15 protein-coding genes and 1 tRNA gene are annotated in these 18,005 nt (G+C 40.6%); 6 read left to right on the forward strand and 10 right to left on the reverse strand.

What is annotated here, in order from left to right:
- Window positions 1–4: 4 nt before the first annotated feature.
- Window positions 5–634, reverse strand: coding sequence for a TetR/AcrR family transcriptional regulator (locus ACVCDT_RS07290; RefSeq protein WP_447132109.1), 630 nt, complete (start codon window positions 632–634; stop codon window positions 5–7).
- Window positions 635–772: 138 nt separating this feature from the next.
- Here ACVCDT_RS07290 and ACVCDT_RS07295 point away from each other — a divergent pair, with 138 nt between their 5' ends.
- The 3 genes from ACVCDT_RS07295 to ACVCDT_RS07305 all read left to right on the forward strand — a co-directional run bounded on the left by ACVCDT_RS07295 (window position 773) and on the right by ACVCDT_RS07305 (window position 6,659).
- Entirely contained in the window at window positions 773–1,624 is an 852-nt protein-coding gene (locus ACVCDT_RS07295) for a crotonase/enoyl-CoA hydratase family protein (protein ID WP_447132110.1), read from the forward strand.
- A 38-nt stretch (window positions 1,625–1,662) separates the two neighbouring features.
- Window positions 1,663–3,711 carry an oxidoreductase gene (locus ACVCDT_RS07300; protein WP_447132111.1) on the forward strand — a complete coding sequence of 683 codons (2,049 nt, stop codon included), beginning with the start codon at window positions 1,663–1,665 and terminating at the stop codon, window positions 3,709–3,711.
- 215 nt (window positions 3,712–3,926) lie between these two features.
- Complete coding sequence (locus tag ACVCDT_RS07305) at window positions 3,927–6,659, forward strand: M16 family metallopeptidase (protein ID WP_447132112.1); 2,733 nt, start codon at window positions 3,927–3,929, stop codon at window positions 6,657–6,659.
- Window positions 6,660–6,746: 87 nt separating this feature from the next.
- Here ACVCDT_RS07305 and ACVCDT_RS07310 read toward each other — a convergent pair whose 3' ends face one another.
- From ACVCDT_RS07310 to sodB, 3 genes are all read right to left on the reverse strand, one after another.
- The gene (locus ACVCDT_RS07310; RefSeq protein WP_447132113.1) at window positions 6,747–7,850 is read right to left on the reverse strand and encodes an NADH:flavin oxidoreductase; all 1,104 of its coding nucleotides are present in this window, start codon (window positions 7,848–7,850) and stop codon (window positions 6,747–6,749) included.
- A 12-nt stretch (window positions 7,851–7,862) separates the two neighbouring features.
- Window positions 7,863–8,141 (reverse strand): VF530 family protein, encoded by a 279-nt coding sequence (locus ACVCDT_RS07315; RefSeq protein ID WP_447132114.1) that lies wholly within the window; start codon window positions 8,139–8,141, stop codon window positions 7,863–7,865.
- Between the two features lie 120 nt (window positions 8,142–8,261).
- Window positions 8,262–8,843: a superoxide dismutase [Fe] gene (sodB, locus tag ACVCDT_RS07320; protein ID WP_447132115.1), complete on the reverse strand. Its 582-nt coding sequence runs from the start codon at window positions 8,841–8,843 to the stop codon at window positions 8,262–8,264.
- Window positions 8,844–9,133: 290 nt separating this feature from the next.
- Here sodB and ACVCDT_RS07325 point away from each other — a divergent pair, with 290 nt between their 5' ends.
- A complete protein-coding gene (locus ACVCDT_RS07325; protein WP_447132116.1) occupies window positions 9,134–9,472 on the forward strand; it encodes a Grx4 family monothiol glutaredoxin in 339 nt (112 codons plus the stop codon).
- An 86-nt stretch (window positions 9,473–9,558) separates the two neighbouring features.
- Here the strand turns inward: ACVCDT_RS07325 and ACVCDT_RS07330 are convergent, their stop codons facing one another.
- Window positions 9,559–10,329, reverse strand: coding sequence for a hypothetical protein (locus ACVCDT_RS07330; protein ID WP_447132117.1), 771 nt, complete (start codon window positions 10,327–10,329; stop codon window positions 9,559–9,561).
- Window positions 10,330–10,753: 424 nt separating this feature from the next.
- On the opposite strand from ACVCDT_RS07330, the gene ACVCDT_RS07335 reads away from it, so the two are divergent.
- Window positions 10,754–13,993, forward strand: a complete 3,240-nt coding sequence (locus ACVCDT_RS07335; protein ID WP_447132118.1) for a PKD domain-containing protein — start codon at window positions 10,754–10,756, stop codon at window positions 13,991–13,993.
- A gap of 81 nt (window positions 13,994–14,074) precedes the next feature.
- Here the strand turns inward: ACVCDT_RS07335 and ACVCDT_RS07340 are convergent.
- Both ACVCDT_RS07340 and ACVCDT_RS07345 read right to left on the reverse strand, forming a co-directional pair.
- Window positions 14,075–14,149: transfer RNA gene (locus tag ACVCDT_RS07340), tRNA-Arg, on the reverse strand.
- Between the two features lie 61 nt (window positions 14,150–14,210).
- Window positions 14,211–15,368, reverse strand: coding sequence for a flagella assembly protein FlgT (locus ACVCDT_RS07345; protein ID WP_447132119.1), 1,158 nt, complete (start codon window positions 15,366–15,368; stop codon window positions 14,211–14,213).
- A gap of 285 nt (window positions 15,369–15,653) precedes the next feature.
- On the opposite strand from ACVCDT_RS07345, the gene ACVCDT_RS07350 reads away from it, so the two are divergent.
- On the forward strand, window positions 15,654–16,073 hold the full coding sequence (locus ACVCDT_RS07350; RefSeq protein WP_447132120.1) for an LPP20 family lipoprotein: 420 nt from the start codon (window positions 15,654–15,656) through the stop codon (window positions 16,071–16,073).
- A gap of 95 nt (window positions 16,074–16,168) precedes the next feature.
- On the opposite strand, the gene flgN is transcribed toward ACVCDT_RS07350, so the two are convergent.
- The 3 genes from flgN to flgA all read right to left on the reverse strand — a co-directional run bounded on the left by flgN (window position 16,169) and on the right by flgA (window position 17,833).
- Window positions 16,169–16,597: a flagellar export chaperone FlgN gene (flgN, locus tag ACVCDT_RS07355; RefSeq protein ID WP_447132121.1), complete on the reverse strand. Its 429-nt coding sequence runs from the start codon at window positions 16,595–16,597 to the stop codon at window positions 16,169–16,171.
- Between the two features lie 41 nt (window positions 16,598–16,638).
- Window positions 16,639–16,974, reverse strand: a complete 336-nt coding sequence (flgM, locus tag ACVCDT_RS07360; RefSeq protein WP_447132122.1) for a flagellar biosynthesis anti-sigma factor FlgM — start codon at window positions 16,972–16,974, stop codon at window positions 16,639–16,641.
- Window positions 16,975–17,122: 148 nt separating this feature from the next.
- Window positions 17,123–17,833: a flagellar basal body P-ring formation chaperone FlgA gene (flgA, locus tag ACVCDT_RS07365; protein ID WP_447132123.1), complete on the reverse strand. Its 711-nt coding sequence runs from the start codon at window positions 17,831–17,833 to the stop codon at window positions 17,123–17,125.
- Window positions 17,834–18,005: the final 172 nt, after the last annotated feature.

Genomic DNA, 18,005 nt, shown 5'->3' on the forward strand with positions numbered 1-18,005 from the left:
TTAGTTAAAGACATTTAGCAGTAAAAATATTGATTGCGCAGTTACACATTTCTTCAATATGACTTTGGTCAGCATAAATTCCATCAATCAATAATCTGGCAATGCCGTGCATGGTTGCCCAAGTGATTTGAGCTAAACGTAGGGTTTCTTCACCTGCGGGCAATAAACCTTGTTGCTGCCAACTTTTGGTTAATTTCACTTGATAATGAAAGCTAGGGTAGGCCACATCTCTTAGTGCTTGAGTTGCACTATTTTGCTTCCAAATGGTGCGACCAAACATCAGGTCATATAATTCAGGGTTGGCCGTGGCATAACGAATATAGCCTTGAAAAAATTCTCGATACTTATCTTTTGTTGATAGCAACTCTTGATTAAAAATCTGTTCAGCATCTTGTTGCCAACGCACAAAACCTTGTTCGGCAATGGCGCAGAGCAATTGATTTTTATCTTTAAAATGGTGATAGGGGGCAGTACGTGATACACCAGCACGATCCGCTAGCTTGCGTAAAGACAGACCTTCAACCCCAGATTCTTTTAATAATTGGTGTGCACAATCGAGCAAAGTACTGCGCAAATCGCCGTGGTGATAATTTGTTTTTGTTTGAGGCTGGGTCATTTTTCCTAAATAGCTCATAGTGGTCTATTAATATTTGTGATGTTTTCTATCTTGACAGTGTCAACATAAGCTTTTATCTTGACGCTGTCTAGTTTAACTTTATTTCACAGTCTCTGCTTGTGTTTGCACAAACAAGTTTGGCCAAGGAGCATTACGGTGTCTGATATCGAATTTTCCAAGTTAACAACCCTAAGTATTAGCATTGAGCAACATATTGCCCATATCCAACTATGTCGTCCTGAAGCACTAAATAGCATGGTCCCAGAATTTTGGACTGAATTGCCACAAGTACTAAGAAAAATAGATGCCGAGGCATTAGCTAGAGTGATAGTTATTTCGTCGCAAGGTAAACACTTTAGCGCGGGTATGGATCTAGCAGTGTTTACTAATATGGCCAAAAGTTTTAGCGGTGAGCCAGCTAGACGGGCAGAGCGAATGCGCCGTACCGTGCTTGAGTTGCAAGATAGTTTTAATGCGCTAGAAGAGGTTCGCATGCCGGTTTTAGTAGCGATGCAAGGTGGAGTAATAGGCGGGGCAGTGGATATGATCAGCGCCGCTGATTGCCGGTATTGTACTCAAGATGCGTTTTTTACCATTAAAGAAACTGAATTAGGCATGACGGCAGACGTTGGCACCTTACAACGATTACCTCATTTAATTCCTCAAGGTTTAGTTCGCGAATTGGCTTACACAGGAAGAAACATGCCCAGTTCAGAAGCCAAAGACTGTGGTTTAGTCAATCAAGTATTTAGCGATCAGGCCAGTATGTTAACTGGGGTAATGCAAATTGCTGCAGACATTGCCAAACATTCTCCTATGGCAGTGGCAGGGTGTAAAGAAATGCTCAATTACACTCGCGATCATAGTGTTAACGATAGCCTTAACTATATGGCTACCTGGCAAAGTGGCATGTTTCAAATGCGAGATATTCAAGAAGCCATGGCCGCTTGTCAACAAAAACGTATGCCGGTTTATGCCGAGTTGCATAAAAAATCTTCTGGCTTGTAAGTCAGTAACAATAAGATAAAAAATAGGAATAGAAAGATATGACTGCCAATGCCGCTTTAGCCCAAGGGTTAGCAAAGTATCCGCATTTATTAAAACCACTAGATTTAGGTTTTACTCAGTTAAAAAACCGGGTGTTAATGGGGTCAATGCACACAGGGTTAGAAGAAGCCCCCAATGGCCATGTACGTATGGCGGCCTATTTTGCTGAACGTGCTAAAGGTGGGGTTGGCCTAATAGTAACAGGCGGTATAGGCCCCAATGATGAAGGGGCGACCCATAAAGACACTAAAAGATTAGATACACAGCAGGCGATAGCCGAGCATAAAATGATTACTGATGCCGTACACCAACATGGCGCAAAAATTTGCATGCAGATCTTACACACGGGTCGATATGCTTATAACCCCGAGTTGGTGGCACCATCCGCAGTGCAAGCGCCAATTAATCCATTCAAACCTAAAGCTTTAGATGCTCAAGGTATAGAAAAACAAATTCAAGACTTTATTCATACCTCGGTTCAAGCCCAAAAAGCTGGCTATGATGGGGTAGAAATCATGGGTTCAGAAGGGTATTTTTTAAATCAATTTATTGCTGCGCGTACCAATCATAGAGAAGACGAATGGGGCGGTAGCTATGAAAACCGTATACGTTTACCACTGGAAGTGGTGCGTCGAGTGAGAGAGGCTGTAGGGCCTAACTTTATTATCATTTACCGCTTATCTATGCTGGATTTGGTAGAAGGCGGCTCGACCTACCAAGAAGTGGTTGAATTAGGCCAAGCCATAGAAACAGCTGGCGCAACTATAATTAATACCGGCATTGGCTGGCACGAAGCGCGTATTCCTACTATTGCGACTAAAGTGCCACGCGCGGCTTTTACTTGGGTCACGGCTAAATTTAGACAAGCCTTGTCTATCCCTGTTATCACCTCAAACCGTATTAATACTCCAGAAGTGGCTGAACAAGTGCTGGCCCGAGGCGATGCCGATATGGTGTCTATGGCGCGCCCCTTTTTAGCCGATCCCGACTTTGTAATAAAAACCATGCAAGACCGTGCCGATGAAATCAATACCTGTATCGGTTGTAACCAAGCCTGTTTAGATCATGTGTTTGTTGGCAAAATGACCAGTTGCTTGGTCAACCCTCGTGCATGTCATGAAACAGAATTAAACATAACGCCAAGCCAACAAGTGAAAAATATTGCAGTAGTAGGAGCAGGACCTGCGGGCTTAGCTGCAGCCACTACTGCCGCTCAACGCGGTCACAAGGTCACTATCTTTGATGGCGCAAGTGAAATTGGCGGACAATTTAATATCGCTAAACAAATTCCTGGTAAAGAAGAGTTTTACGAAACCCTCAGATATTACGCCCGTCAGTTAGAATTACTTAAAGTAACAGTTAAACTCAATACTCGGGTAGATGTGCATAGTCTTAATAATAGCGACTTTGATGAAGTCATTATCGCCACTGGTATTGCTCCACGAACACCGCCTATAACAGGCATTGATCATCCTAAAGTGCTTAGTTATATCGATGTCATAGTGCATAAAAAGCCAGTGGGCCAAAAGGTCGCGATAATTGGCGCCGGTGGCATTGGCTTTGATGTATCTGAATACCTTTCCCATGCGGGGGAGTCCACCAGTCAAAATATTCCTGCCTTTATGCAGGAGTGGGGCATAGACATGACCTTTGCTGCACGCGGAGGCATTGAAGGCGTTAAAGCCGACCCTACGCCTTCTCCTCGAGAGATCTATTTGTTGCAACGTAAGTCCAGCAAAGTTGGTGCAGGTCTAGGTAAAACTACTGGCTGGGCGCATAGAGCAGGATTGCTTAGCAAAGGCGTGAGTATGCTAGCTGGGGTTGAATACTTAAAAATTGATGACAAGGGCTTACATATTAAAGTCAATGATCAAGTACAAGTATTAGGCGTCGACAATGTAGTCATTTGCGCAGGACAAGAGCCGCTACGCGAGCTAGTAGATGGCTTGACTAAACCTCATCATTTAATAGGCGGTGCAGATGTAGCTACTGAATTAGATGCCAAACGGGCGATTAATCAAGGAACCAGGCTAGCGGTTGAGTTATAAGCTGAAAATCAACAGGTGATTGTTCAAAGACGGCTCACAGAGCCGGTTTTTTATGCCCTAAGGTTTGGCCTATTTTATTACCCTTTTTCATACTCAGTTACATTTAGTACTCTTCAGCTTAATTGTGTTGCTGTTCAATCTAGATTAATGTTTATAAGTCAAAATTTTAGCTACGACTTTGCTGTTGTGGCTGTCATCTTAAAAAGGAAAACCGGATGCACAAAATCCCATTTTTACTTAGCGCCGCGCTAAGTATCACAATAGCAATTTCACCTTTGGCCTTTGCCAAATCTAAGCTTGAAAAAGTGACTGAGGTAGAAGGCATCAGTGAATACACCTTGGATAACGGCTTGCGAGTCTTGTTGTTTCCAGACCCAACCAAAGAAACCGTCACAGTTAATGTGACCTATCATGTTGGCTCAAAGCATGAAAACTACGGTGAAACCGGTATGGCCCACTTGTTAGAACATTTAGTGTTTAAAGGCAGCCCTAAACATAAAGATATACCGGCAGAATTAAGCTCACATGGAGCCCGCCCAAATGGCACGACTTGGACAGACCGCACCAATTATTATGAAACCTTTGCTGCCAACGATAAGAATATCAATTGGGCATTAAGCATGGAATCAGATCGTATGGTCAATTCGTTTATTGCCAAAAAAGATCTTGATAGCGAAATGACAGTCGTTAGAAACGAATTTGAAGCCGGCGAAAATAGCCCGTTTCGTATTACCTTACAAAAAATGGCTGCATCAGCTTATATGTGGCACAACTATGGTAAATCGACTATTGGCGCTCGTGCCGATTTAGAAAACGTACCAATCGATCGCTTAAAAGCTTTCTACAAAAAGTATTATCAGCCCGACAATGCTACGCTCATCATTGCTGGCAAGTTTGACCAAGCAGAGATGCTAGCCTTGGTTGATAAATACTTTTCACCTATTCCAAAACCTGATCGGGTGATCCGCCCTTTATACACAGCTGAACCCGCTCAAGATGGCGAAAAAAGTGTCACTATTAGGCGTGTAGGTGACGTACAAATGACAGGTACGGCTTATCACATCCCAGCTGGATCTCATGAAGATTACGCAGCTATTGACGTACTAACGCACATATTAGGTGATACCCCTAGTGGACGCTTACACAAAGCCTTAGTTGAAGAAAAACTTGCTAGCCGTGTATATGGTTTTAACTTTCAGTGGCAAGAGCCAGGCTTAGCATTTTATTTTGCTGAAGTAGATAAAAACGCCCCGTTGAACAAAACCTCAGACGCCATGTTGTCGGTGCTTGAAGACTTAAATAATCAACCCATTACCGACCAAGAAGTTGAGCGAGCTAAACGCGCTTTACTAAAAAATATCGAGTTGTCTTTTAACTCATCTGAAAGAATTGCTTTAAACCTGAGCGAGTGGTTAGGAATGGGCGATTGGCGTTTATATTTTCTACATCGCGATCGACTTGAGCAAGTCAGTACTGCTGATGTGCAGCGTGTAGCAGACACCTATTTGCAAAGAAATAACCGCACAGTTGGCCATTTTATCCCAACAGACAAACCAGCCAGAGTAGAGATCCCAGCAGTTGACAGTGTCACTGATATGGTCAAAGACTATCAAGGCCGTGCAAAAATTGCTGCCGGAGAAGTATTTGAGCCTTCTTTTGATAACATCGACTCACGCACAGAAGTGACTAAATTAGATAACGGCACAGAATTGTCTTTGTTATCTAAAAAGACCCGAGGCGAGTCTGTGGTGGTTTCCCTTATGATGAACATGGGAACTGAACGCAGCTTACAAGACAAAAGTACTGTGGCCAGTGCAACCACTGCTATGTTGATGCGTGGTACTAGTGAATTAACTCGCCAGCAAATTCAAGATGAGTTTGATAAGTTAAAAGCTCAGGTAAACCTTTATGGCGGATCAGATTGGTTAGTGGCGAATGTCACCACAACCAAAGAAAACTTGTCGCCAGCGTTAAATCTATTACACCAAGTGTTAACCGATCCCGCTTTTGATCAAACCGAGTTTGAGCAATACAAATCGACCCAAAAAGTAGATATTGAAAAAAATCTGCAAGATCCGCAACGACTTGCCTTTAATGCATACAGTCGTGTGCAAAACCCTTATCCAAAAGGCCATCCTAATTATCAGCCCACTTTTTCAGAAGCATTAGCAAGCCTAGATGCGCTTAAATTATCGGACTTAAAAACCTTTCACCAAGGTTTTTTTGGCGGTAATAATATGAAGATTGGGGTAGTAGGGGATTTTGAAGCAAATCAAATAACAGCAAACTTAGAAAAACTTTTTGGCAACTGGAATGCCAAAAATGACTATAAACGTGTTGCTGATCCCTATAAGCAAGTAACAGCAACGCCAATTTCTTTTGATACTCCTGACAAAGAAAACGCCACTTTTGTTGCGGCCGTTATGTTGCCTGTTGGTGAAAACAGTGACGATGCTGCGGCATTAGAGTTAGGTAACTATATCTTTGGTGGAGGCTTCTTAAATAGTCGCTTAGCCACAAGGTTAAGACAAAAAGATGGCTTAAGTTATGGCGCAGGTTCATTTATCACAATGAATTCACAAGATGACAAATCTACTATGGGCGCGTACGCAATTTGTGCACCACAAAATTTAACTAAAGTCGAAATTGGCTTTAAAGAAGAGTTAGCCCGTATGCTAAAAGATGGCTTTAGCGCTGAAGAAATAGAAAGTGCTAAATCTGGTTTGTTGCAGGGCAAAAAAGTCAGCCGATCGCAAGATCCTGAGCTAGTGCGCACACTACGCAAAAATTTGCAGGTGGACAGAAACATGCAATGGAACAAAGCGTATGAACAAAAACTCGCTTCGTTAACCGCGGCTGATGTTCAGCGTGTTATGAATAAATATTTGAAAGTAGAAAACTTCTCAATTATTAAAGCTGGGGATATGAGCAAGGTCGCAACTGACTAAGGGTTACTTTTAATTGCTTACTTAGAAACCAAAACGCCCTTTTTTAAAGGGCGTTTTTATTTAGATTAAAACAGTAAATAAGCGCTACTAAGCAAGGGTTGTCAACGCATCGCCAGAATAAGTTTCTAATTGATCTAAGTTACCTTGACGGATCTTATTTGCCCATTGAGGATCTTGCAGTAGTGCTCGTCCCACTGCGACTAAATCAAACTCGCCTTTTTCGAGGCGTTCAACTAAATCATCAATCGCGCGAGTGCTTGAGTCTTTACCAGCAAATGCCCCAAAAAAATCGTCATTTAAGCCAACTGAGCCCACAGTCATAGTCGCTTTGCCAGTTAGCTTTTTGGTCCAACCGGCTAGGTTTAGGTCTGAGCCACTAAACTCTGGCTCCCAATAGCGTCGGGTAGAGCAATGAAAAATGTCTACTCCAGCATCGGCTAGTGGTGCTAAAAACTGTGCGAGTAACTCTGGGGTTTCTGCTAACTTGGCCGTGTAATCTTGTTGTTTCCATTGTGAGTAGCGTAAAACAATAGGGAAGTCAGGACCTGTGGCCGCCCGAATCGCTTTAATAATTTCCACCGCAAAACGACTACGGTTGGCCATGCTTCCGCCCCATTCATCAGTGCGTTGATTGGTACCACTCCAGAAAAACTGATCAACTAAATAACCATGGGCGCCATGAATTTCAATGCCGTCAAAACCGATGTTTTGTGCATCTTTAGCTGCCTGAGCAAAAGCATTTATTACATTATGGATGTGCTCTACCGTCATAGGCTCAGCAATTTGTTTGCCTGGTGATAACAAACCTGAGGGGCCAGCACTTGGAAGTTCAGGGTAGGGGGCTTTTTTAGGATTTCGTGCCATACCTACATGCCACAGTTGAGGTATGATTTTACCTCCTGCAGCATGGACTTCTTGCACCACATTTTGCCAAGCCGCTAAGGCCTGCTTGCCATAAAATTGAGGAATGTTTGGGTCCATAGTCGCAACAGCATCATTAACTGTTGTGCCTTCGGTTATTAACAAACCTGTACCACCTTCGGCGCGACGTCGATAATACTTAGCCACTTCTTGGGTAGGAATACCATTAGGAGAAAAGCTGCGCGTCATTGGCGCCATGGCAATTCTGTTGTTTAGTGACAAGTTGTTTAAACTAAATGCTTTAAACAATGCGTCAATTTTATGAGACATAGCGCGTCCTAGTTATTTTTTAGTGAGATCTGGCCACACAAACTTTTCAGTTTTTGGCTGTTTAGTTTGGGGCTGGCAAAATGTATCGAGATAAAGTTGTTCTACTTTTGCTCTGGCCCAAGGAGTTTTACGTAAAAATTTAAGGCTAGATTTAATTGAGGGATCACTGGTAAAACAGTTAATTTTGATTATTTTGCCCATTTTCTCAAAGCCTAGCTTAGCTTCGAGTGATTCCACTATGCTTTGCAAAGTTAAGCCATGAAGTGGATTGTTTTTTTGTTGTTCTGTCATAGGTGTTACCTATTAAAGGTCTATGGGTTTAGCTTTGAGTGCCATTATTATCGGCTTTTTATTGGTAAAAAAAAGCCCTGTAAATACAGGGCTTATATTTATTTTTTGAATAGCAACTTATTAGCCAAAGTTTTTAGCGGCAAAGTCCCAGTTAACTAGTGCCCAGAAACCTTCTAAGTATTTAGGGCGAACATTACGATAATCAATGTAATAGGCATGTTCCCATAAATCTACAGTTAGTAGAGGTGTTAGGCTAGCGTCTGTTAGAGGAGTACCGGCATTGCTGGTATTCACTATGTCTAAGCTGCCGTCAGCAGTTTTTACTAACCAGGTCCAGCTAGAGCCAAAGTTATTCACGGCTTTGTCATTTAACGCGGCTTTAAAGTCGGCAAATGAGCCCCATTTTGCATTTATTGCATCAGCTAAAGCACCAGTTGGCTCACCGCCACCATTTGGACTTAGGCTGTTCCAATAAAAAGTATGGTTCCAAATTTGTGCTGCATTATTAAATACGCCACCTTCAGAATTTTTTACGATTTCTTCAAGGCTTTTGCTCGCCAAATCTGTACCTTCAACTAAACCATTAAGTTTAGTCACGTAAGTTGCATGATGTTTACCATAGTGATATTCCATAGTCTCAGCTGAGATATGAGGTTCTAACGCATTTTTTGCATAAGGAAGAGCAGGTAATTCAAAAGCCATGTTATTTCTCCGTAAGGTAGGTGATGAATAATTCAAATTAGAATCAGTCAATGCTAGTACTTTATCTCACTTTGTAAAAGTCCAGCTAGGTATTTGTTAAAACAAAATCCACTGATAATCAGCAGATATTGAGACAAATACCCATTTTTCAAGTATTCAAACCAATCTAGGGTTAAATCCTTTATTAGAAGTATGATAAAACTTGGTATCAAACCTTGAAAACGTTAAGCTTGACGCCACATAGAATTATCTGCAAAGCATTAAAGATTTATCGTTAACCGAGAGATGTTATGGACACTATTGAAAAAATTAAACAACAAATTGCTGAAAACCCTATTCTTTTATACATGAAAGGCTCACCTAAATTACCAAACTGTGGGTTTTCTGCGCAAGCATCACAAGCGTTAATGTCGTGTGGCGAACAATTTGCGTATGTGGATATTCTGCAAAACCCAGATATACGAGCTGAATTACCCAAATATGCAGATTGGCCTACTTTTCCGCAACTTTGGATTGACGGTGAGTTAATTGGAGGATGCGATATTATTATGGAAATGACCCAGCAAGGCGAACTTCAAGAGATTGTAAAAGAGTCTGTAGCTAAAAGAGCTGAGAATAAAGACGCTTAGTCTGAAAGTATTCCTAGATAAAAAAATAGAGCGCTTAGCGCTCTATTTTTTTGTTTGCTCAACAAGTTCTACCTAGCATTGTTAGGTTAAGACGTTGGGCCTATCAAAATACGTTCGACTTCTTTTGTCTTTTTCTCATTGGCCGCAATGCGCCGGCGTAAATCATCAATCTGATTAATTAAATCGTTATTTGCTAAAGCTGTGGCAATGATTTTCTCACGTAAACTGGCCAATTGCTGTTGTGTATCTGCATCGGCTTGGCTAATTTGCGCCACTTTTGTACTAAGTTGTTGCAAAGTCGTGGTTTGTTTTTCGATTTGCTCACTGACTAGCGATAGGCTGGTATTATTCTGGGCCACTTCATTGTTTAGATTTTGCTGAAGACTTTCACTTTTTGTTCTAAAAGCGGTTAAGCTTTTATTTAGCTCACCAATTTCAGCTTGGTTGCGACGCCAGGCCGAAGCCCAAAGTTTATCCATTTGCTCCCATAGCTCTGCGGTTTTATTGCTTAATTCTGAAACCTTAACCTGCAAAGCTGCGGCAGATTGATCCATGTCTTCACCCGTAGCCGACAATCTCGATTCCAATTCAGTAATACGACTTTGTGCTTGTTGCAAAACTTTAAATTGAAGATATGACCAATAGCCCCCACCCGCAGCAAGTACCATTAGTAAAAAAATAAAAGCTAACCATGAAGGGCCGCTATTCTTAACTTTAACTGGTTCTAAACCCTGATCTTCATCAGTAGAACTCGTAGTTGCTGATTGAGATGCACGACCACGTGTTCGGTGAAAAGAGGCCAAATCATCTTCTTCTAATCTAATTTTAGGAAAGTCATCTAATGGATCTGAAGGCATTTTATATTCGGTTGTTAACTAGCATGTGGCTGATTATACATAGCTAAACAAACATTGGGAGAGGAGAGGCATTAGAAAGTGCAGATTTTGCTGGAAATTTATTTGTATAAACTGGGATTGGGATTAGACCTGCGATAGTTTGTGGGCAATAAAAGCTAAGCTAACGATTTTTATATAAGTATTTTAAGCACTTAGGTCTAAAGGTAAATGTCTATTTATAGGTGACTAAATGGGTAAATTAAATAAACCTCCAAACGTTGTCCATCTGAGTTTTAATCTATACACTGCAAATTAGGAAGGCTTAATTTCCGGTAATAAAAATATTCAAATAAAACCAGATTGTTTGCGGTTTGCAATTCATAGGGAAGTGCTAAGTCATTATATGGCTTTTAGGTTGTAAAACATCTGTACCAAGAGGATAAAAATGCTAAATAAGTGGTTCAATTCAGCCAATGTATTCGTTATTTTTTTAATGGTTTTTAGTGCTTGTGGAGGTGGAGGAGGCGACGATTCCACTCCTATACCAACGCCTGTCACTATTTCTCCCACTGTTAGTGCTGGGGCTGACTTTTCTGTCACAGAAGGAGAAAGCTTTACCTTAGTGGCAACAGGCTCGGATCCAGACGGTAGTATTACCTCAGTGCAATGGACACAAACGGCTGGTACAAGCGTTGATTTAGGTGATGCCAATACAGCAAATTTAAACCTAGTGGCACCTATGGTAAACAGTGATGAAGTACTAAGTTTTACTGTGACAGTAGTAGACAATGATGGTGCTGCAGCCACAGATACAGTCAAAGTAACGGTAATCAATAATAATCAGGCGCCACAAGTTGATGCTGGTGAAGACCAAAGCCTAAACGAAAAAAGTAGTTTTAAATTAGTTGCGAGTGCATCAGATTCCGATGGCAGCATAGCCTCTTACGCTTGGACTCAAACTGCTGGTACAACCGTTGACTTAGGCAATGCAAATACTGCTAGTCTGACCTTGACTGCACCTAGTGTTGAAAATGACGAAACGCTTACCTTTAGCGTAACAGTATTAGATGATGAAGGTGCCAGCAATACAGATTCGGTAAATGTGACAGTTATCAATGTTAACCTTGGCCCTAGTGTGAATGCAGGAACAGACCAAAGTGTCGATGAAGAAGCCAGTTTTAGCCTGTTGGCTAGTGCCTCAGATCCAGATGGCAGCATTGTTTCTTATGCATGGTCGCAAACGTCCGGCAGCCTGGTGGATTTAGGCAGCGCAGATTCTGCAAATTTAGAGTTAGTGGCCCCAAGTGTTACAGAAGACGAAACCTTAAGTTTTGAAGTTACAGTGACAGATAATCACGGTGAAACCGCCTCAGACTCTGTTTTGGTTCAGGTTAATAACGTAAATAAGTTTCCTACTGTTGAACTAGGTGACAATTTAACTATTAACGAAGGAGCTGAATTTACTTTAGTCGCAAATGCAACTGACTCTGACGGTAGTATTGTCAGTTATCAATGGACCCAAACATCTGGTATTGAGTTCGAAACTGCGGCCACTAATCAGGCGAGTTTAGAGGTAGTAGCACCTTATGTTTCAGAACCAATAGTTGTAACTTTTGAAGTTATAGTCACAGATAATCAAGGTGCGACTGCAGTTGATAATATTAGTGTCACAGTTGCCAACATTAATACTGCACCCGTGGCTGAGGCTGGAGAGCAGCAAAGCGTTGATGAAACCCAAGGTTTAACTTTGGTGGGCTCTGGCACTGATACTGATGGCAGTATTGTAAGCCAGTTGTGGACTCAAACTAGTGGTCCCCGCGTTACCCTAGAAAATGACGACACAGAATCAGCTAGTTTTGTTGCTCCCACAGTGACTGAAGACACTGAACTTATCTTTGAGTATACAGTGACAGATAATAACGGCGAATCGCATACCGACAGGGTAAAGGTTTTAGTTGTTAATAAAGAGTCGGGGATCAGTGGCAAATTAACCTTTGAACGCTTTGGCTTTGTAGAAAGTACTAATTTAACAGGTTATATCAAGCTAGACGTAACTAACCCTATTCAAACTGCAGCTAAAAAAGTGGTAGTAGAAGTGCTAAATTCATCAGATGAAGTAGTAGCAAGCACTATAACAAATGAAACAGGAGTCTTTCATTTTGCAGAAGAAAACATCACCTCAGGTCAAAACTATAGGTTGTTAGCTAAAGCTCAGCTTGAATTGGATGATCAGGTTAATGATGGTTTTAAAATAGTTGTGGTGGACCAATCAACCTCGACTAATTTAAGTGAACAGCAGTTATATACATTTGAAACCGAATCCTTCTTATATGAAGGGGACTATTTTCAACTTGATATTCATTTAACCGCAGGTTGGGATCAATCCAATAATACTTTTGATAGTGCAGCTAGTTTTGCCCAACCTTTTGCCATTTTAGATACTTTGTATAAAACCGCAGAGTTTTTAATAGTAGGAGGTATTGAGTTTCAAGATAGCCTGAATAGCTTATATATTAATTGGACCAGACAAGATGGCTATTCTGAAAGTAAAAGTGGCTTTTTTGAACTTACCAACAATCGAATATTTTTAAATGGTTACATAGGCCATGCAAATACAGCTGACGCCAGTAATTATCCCGGCGCTGAAGAGTTTAATGAGCATACTATTTCTCACGAATTTATTCATTTTTATCAAAAAAATCTAATTGGGCGTGATGATACAAGGGGCGGTGAACATGAAGGCTTTGAAGCTAATGATCTGCGTTTAGCTTTGTCTGAAGGTATGGCGAATGCGTTGTCTTTTGCGGCACTAAATGATTGGCGAGATTTACGAATGCCTGCCGATATCATAAGTGAAGTTCCAGTGATCGATTTGTATTCAATCGCCCAAAGCAACCATAGTGATTGTATGACAGACTATGCAGGTGAAAACAACACTACTATTAGTCTTCCTTGTTATCGTGTTTCACCTTTTTCTGAGCATAGTAATGCTTATTTCATTTTATCCTTAATCGATACCCAAAGAGATGCCACTAAGTGGACCTCAAACTTATCTGCAAGTATAGGTTTAAGTGGCCTACATCAAGCAATGCTTGGCGCTGCAGATAGCGAGGCAGCTATGACCATATACAGTCTAGCTGAGCAAGTTAAGCAGGCGTTTCCTAAGGGGGCTGGTTTGGTCAACGACTTAGGAGAAAAACTGAATATGCAATTTGCAGATGAGTGGGGCACGGGGCAAACCGCTATCGATTTTTTTACATTGTCTAACGGGCAGGAATTACCGTCATTTACTTATTTACCCATTTATACCGAATTAGAAGGGCAAGACGAAACGGCATTATGTTTTAACGGTGGTGGCTTACAAAACAATGACTACCGTCCAGGGGTGTTAAGGTATGTTAGATATAAAGCTACCTTGGATGGAATGTTAACTGTCACTGTGCCCGATGCTCTTGATAGTCAGAGTAAAAGAATTGGATTCCATTTTTACGCCCATACCAAAGGCCAAGAATCAGAGTCAGCACTTTTTTACCCTAACGGCAATATCGACCAATTTGAGTTTTTTGCCTACGCTGGCAAAGAGTATATTATTCCTGTACAAATCCGCGACTATGAGCGGGAGTCAGAAATTAGGTTTGATGAACCCGAAACTGTTTGTAGTTCAATCTCTGTGGTGATGCAATAATCTAAACAATAGATAACCTCGCCCTCTAAATTGCCAAACATAATATGGTTTATTTAGAGGGATCTATGCATCTTTAGGTAGTGGCGTCCCCACCTGGAATCGAACCAAGATCTAAGCCTTAGGAGGGCCTTGTTTTATCCATTAAACTACGGGGACTTAGATGTTTAATCTCAATATTATGTCTTAGCCTTGGTAGGAATAAAACCCTTGTTACTCTTTATCGTCTTGCAACAAAATCGTTTGGTTGAATATTAGCCAAAGGCAAGCCAGAAACTGAACTAACCACTGCTGAGTCTGTGTAGACTCGCTTCACTACTACTTTTTCTGGGTGTAAATGAAATTGTCTATGTGATTGATTTTTATCGTCAAAAAATTGATTCAGTTGAAATAGAATAAGCTGGTCGTTTACTTTAACTCCACTTTGACTGCCAATATTAATGGTCAGTTCGTCATTATTTACTGTTAGTACTCGGCCGTATGCGGGTAAACAACTTACTGATTCATCAATGCTTTGCACTAAAGTTTGGATCATTTCTTGGGTCGCTTGACCAAAAGTAGAGGTCCACAGTTGACGGCTACTGGAGTCTAAATCTGTATGTAAATCAAAATCCCAAGGCGCAGTAATACTTTGTTTATCTTTAAATACTTGTTCTCCTGTTTGCCCATTGTATAAAGCTAGGGAGAGGGTCAAATTTCTTTGCATTTGTGGATCCTGCCAAAAAGCTAAAGCAGAAGGAGGCAAGGGCTCCACAGCAAAGTTTTCTATTTCACCAAAAAGTACATACTGAGCATTAGATTGTTTTGCAAGCTCTACTACTATGCCGTGTCTTTCACTATCAAGGGTTTGCAAGTAAAAAGGCTCAATTCGATGAATATGTGCGTAGTTGGCGTATTGCTGACTTTCGCTTTGGATTTTTTCGGCTAACACTTTGCCAAAGTCATATAAATTGCCAGCGGCAGCATGTTGCCGATTGTATAGTGGGTAATAAGTAGTAGTAATAAACTTTTTGTAATCTGAGGCCATGCATTGGGCTTCTTGTGGAAAAATATCTGCTCGAATAGAAACAGTTATTACATCGTCATGATACATTTCATCAATTAGCTCTATTGCATTGACTTCACCCGCCGAGCGTATTTCAAATCTATCGTCTTGCAATAATCCGTTTGCTAATGATTGCACACTAGAAACCGAGGCGCCTGCAAAGAGTAGGGCTTGTTTAATTGCCTCTTGGGTGGCGAGTTGGCGCGCAGCATCTTTCTCACCTCTTTGAACTACTGCTTGGCCAGTGGCTTCGAACCAAACGGCTAAACTAAGCTGGCTGTAGCAAAACATAGTTAGCACTAAAAAGCATTTAAATAAGTTGCGTTGTTTCATATAGAGTTCTTAATCTTTACTTTTTAAGTTAAGGACAAAATTTTGGCATTTGCCCAGTTTCACTTGAATAATAAACATTAAGCACAAACCATACCTAGCTGCAAAATGAAACTACAAAGTGATTAAATTAGATGGCAAAACACAACAGACTTATAATATATAGGTACAGATATTGCTAGGTTGTAAATATAGATTTTAAATCAAGCTATCAATACGAGTAAGACAATGCAAAGCCCAAAACAACTAAGCCTTTATTTAATCTTATTAGCCTCTTGCTGCTTGTTAATGAGTAGTTGTAGCAGCTTATTTAACAAACATGTGGAGTGGGAGACGCTGGCGCCAGATACCTACCCAGTAATCTCTGCTGTGGGTTATGCGCCTATTTCTGCTCAGCAAGGTAGTTCTGAATCGGTGAAAATGTTGATGGCATTAAAAGCGTCTAAATTAGATGCTTACCGAGAGTTAACTGAGCAAGTTTATGGACAAAAAGTTGACGGTGGGCAATCTGTTGCTAGTTTGATTGTTCAAGATACGCGTTTAAGTAGTTCGGTTCAGGGTGTTATACGTGGAGCTAGAGTTATTAAAAGTTACCCAGTAGGCAATGATACTTATGCTACTGAGCTTGAACTTGATTTTAAATTAGTAAACGATATTTATTTATCTACTGCTCGTCCTAAACGGGTTAAGAAAGTTCATTATTATTAATTAGCAGTTGTGATGAGTTGGTTAAAGTAAAAGTATTAGGTAGTTTTATGACCCGCTTTTTAGCAGTATAGTAATAAACTGTTTGGCTTAACTAGTTAAGCACTCACACCACCACCAGGTGTGCCACCCTTAGTGCGGCCACTTTTATCATAAGTCATGCTTTCTTTGGCGCGAGACTCTAATAAAAGATTGCGTAAATGTTCTAAGCGCAGTTGACCTTGCTCTACCGCAGTTTGATTAATTTGGGTTCTAAATTGACATTGAGCAACCATTTCTTTGGCTTGCTCAAATAAGGCAATAAGCTCAGGCTCATCTTTTTGTTGTTGGGTGGCTTTAGCGTAAAGCTTAGCAATTAGATTATCCTGCTCTTGCACATTATCTAATAGGCTTTCTTTGGTTTTTAATAAGTTGATCAGAGATTCTGCATCTCTGCTACTGATTAGATGAAGCTCAGACTCAAGTACTTGTTGTAGCTCAAGTAAATTGGCTTGTTGGTTTGTGATCGCTTGTTTAAGGTCAGACATAACAATGTTCTAAAATAAAGACAGCAACCATTATGCTGTCTTTACGCTTTAGAACCAAATATTTCTGCTTCTAAGGTAGCCATTTTTTGCGCTAAAGAGTCTGGGTTGATTTTGTATTCCCCATTGGCTATCGCTTTTTTCAATCGCTCAACTTTTTCCTGATTAACAGGAGCTTCCGAAGCTTTTTTCTGAACTTGACTTAATTGTTGTGCAGAAGAAGTCAAAGACACTGAGTCTTGACGAACTGCAGAGCCTGCTTTTTTCTGGGTATCAGCTTGTTGGGCGTTATTGTTATTCAACGCCTGCTGTTGCTGACTAAGCCTTTGATTTTCTAGCGTAGGCTTAGATCCGCCATTGTTTACATTATTAATAGACATAATTTATATCCACTACCTTTAATTTAACCTCGATATAGATATCGGCCACCAAGCCCATATCTTTAATTTATTTCCCTATTTTTATCCTTAATTTTTACTATCTTTAGTAAGTTTAGAATAATCATACAGTTATACTATCTTTATTGCATTAAATCGCGATTTCTACTTGTCCTGTACTGGCAACTTTGGCCATTATTTTTTTATTCGAACGACGATTTCTTACTGTTATGGTTTCACCCATATTACCATCTTCTAAGGCAATCCCAGAGGTTTTTACTTGCATACCAGAAATTGCTGCCGAAATTACTACTCTGTCACCTTTGCACACGTAACATAAATTCTTGGCTTCTACTGGGCGTCCTGGTGAAATACGGCGTTTTATTCGTGCGCCTGTAACCTGTTCAATGTCGCTAAAAGTGCTCATTCTTAGGCGCTTTTTGTCCATATAAACTATGTCCAAATTATCTTCAGATAACAAAGTTCCAGGACTAACAGCATTGGCCATCACCACTACCGCTTGAATTTCTACCGCTTTGACCAACACAAACATATACCAATCTTTTGCTGAGCATTGAGCTTTGACGGTAATATTAGATTGGCTTAGTGATTCTGGCGTTGCACTAAAAGTTAAGGAATTAGGGCATTGTGGAATGTGTAAACGTGAGTCAATGGGCATAGCCGATATTTCTAGGGTTTTGTCGTTATTTGGGTTCAATTGTCCCATCACGTATTCTTCAACTTGTTTAATAAGCTGGGTATTAGCTAAATTATTTTCTTCAGCCGCCGTTAAGGTGCTGTAGAAACAGCAATTAATTAGTAGAAGTACGACTAATCTTTGAAAATAATGTAATCTATTCATGTTCACTTATTATTTAGTTGTATATGCATTGGGCAGATCAATCAAACCTGCAAAGTCAATATTTAGTGGCATACAAAGGAATATTTTCAATCTTTTGTTATGCTCTGTTAGTCACTTAATAAAGCGTCAAATTATTGTAATAGCCTGCTAATAACTTTGTAGATAAGCAAAA

It is taken from the genome of Paraglaciecola aestuariivivens, from assembly GCF_052983255.1.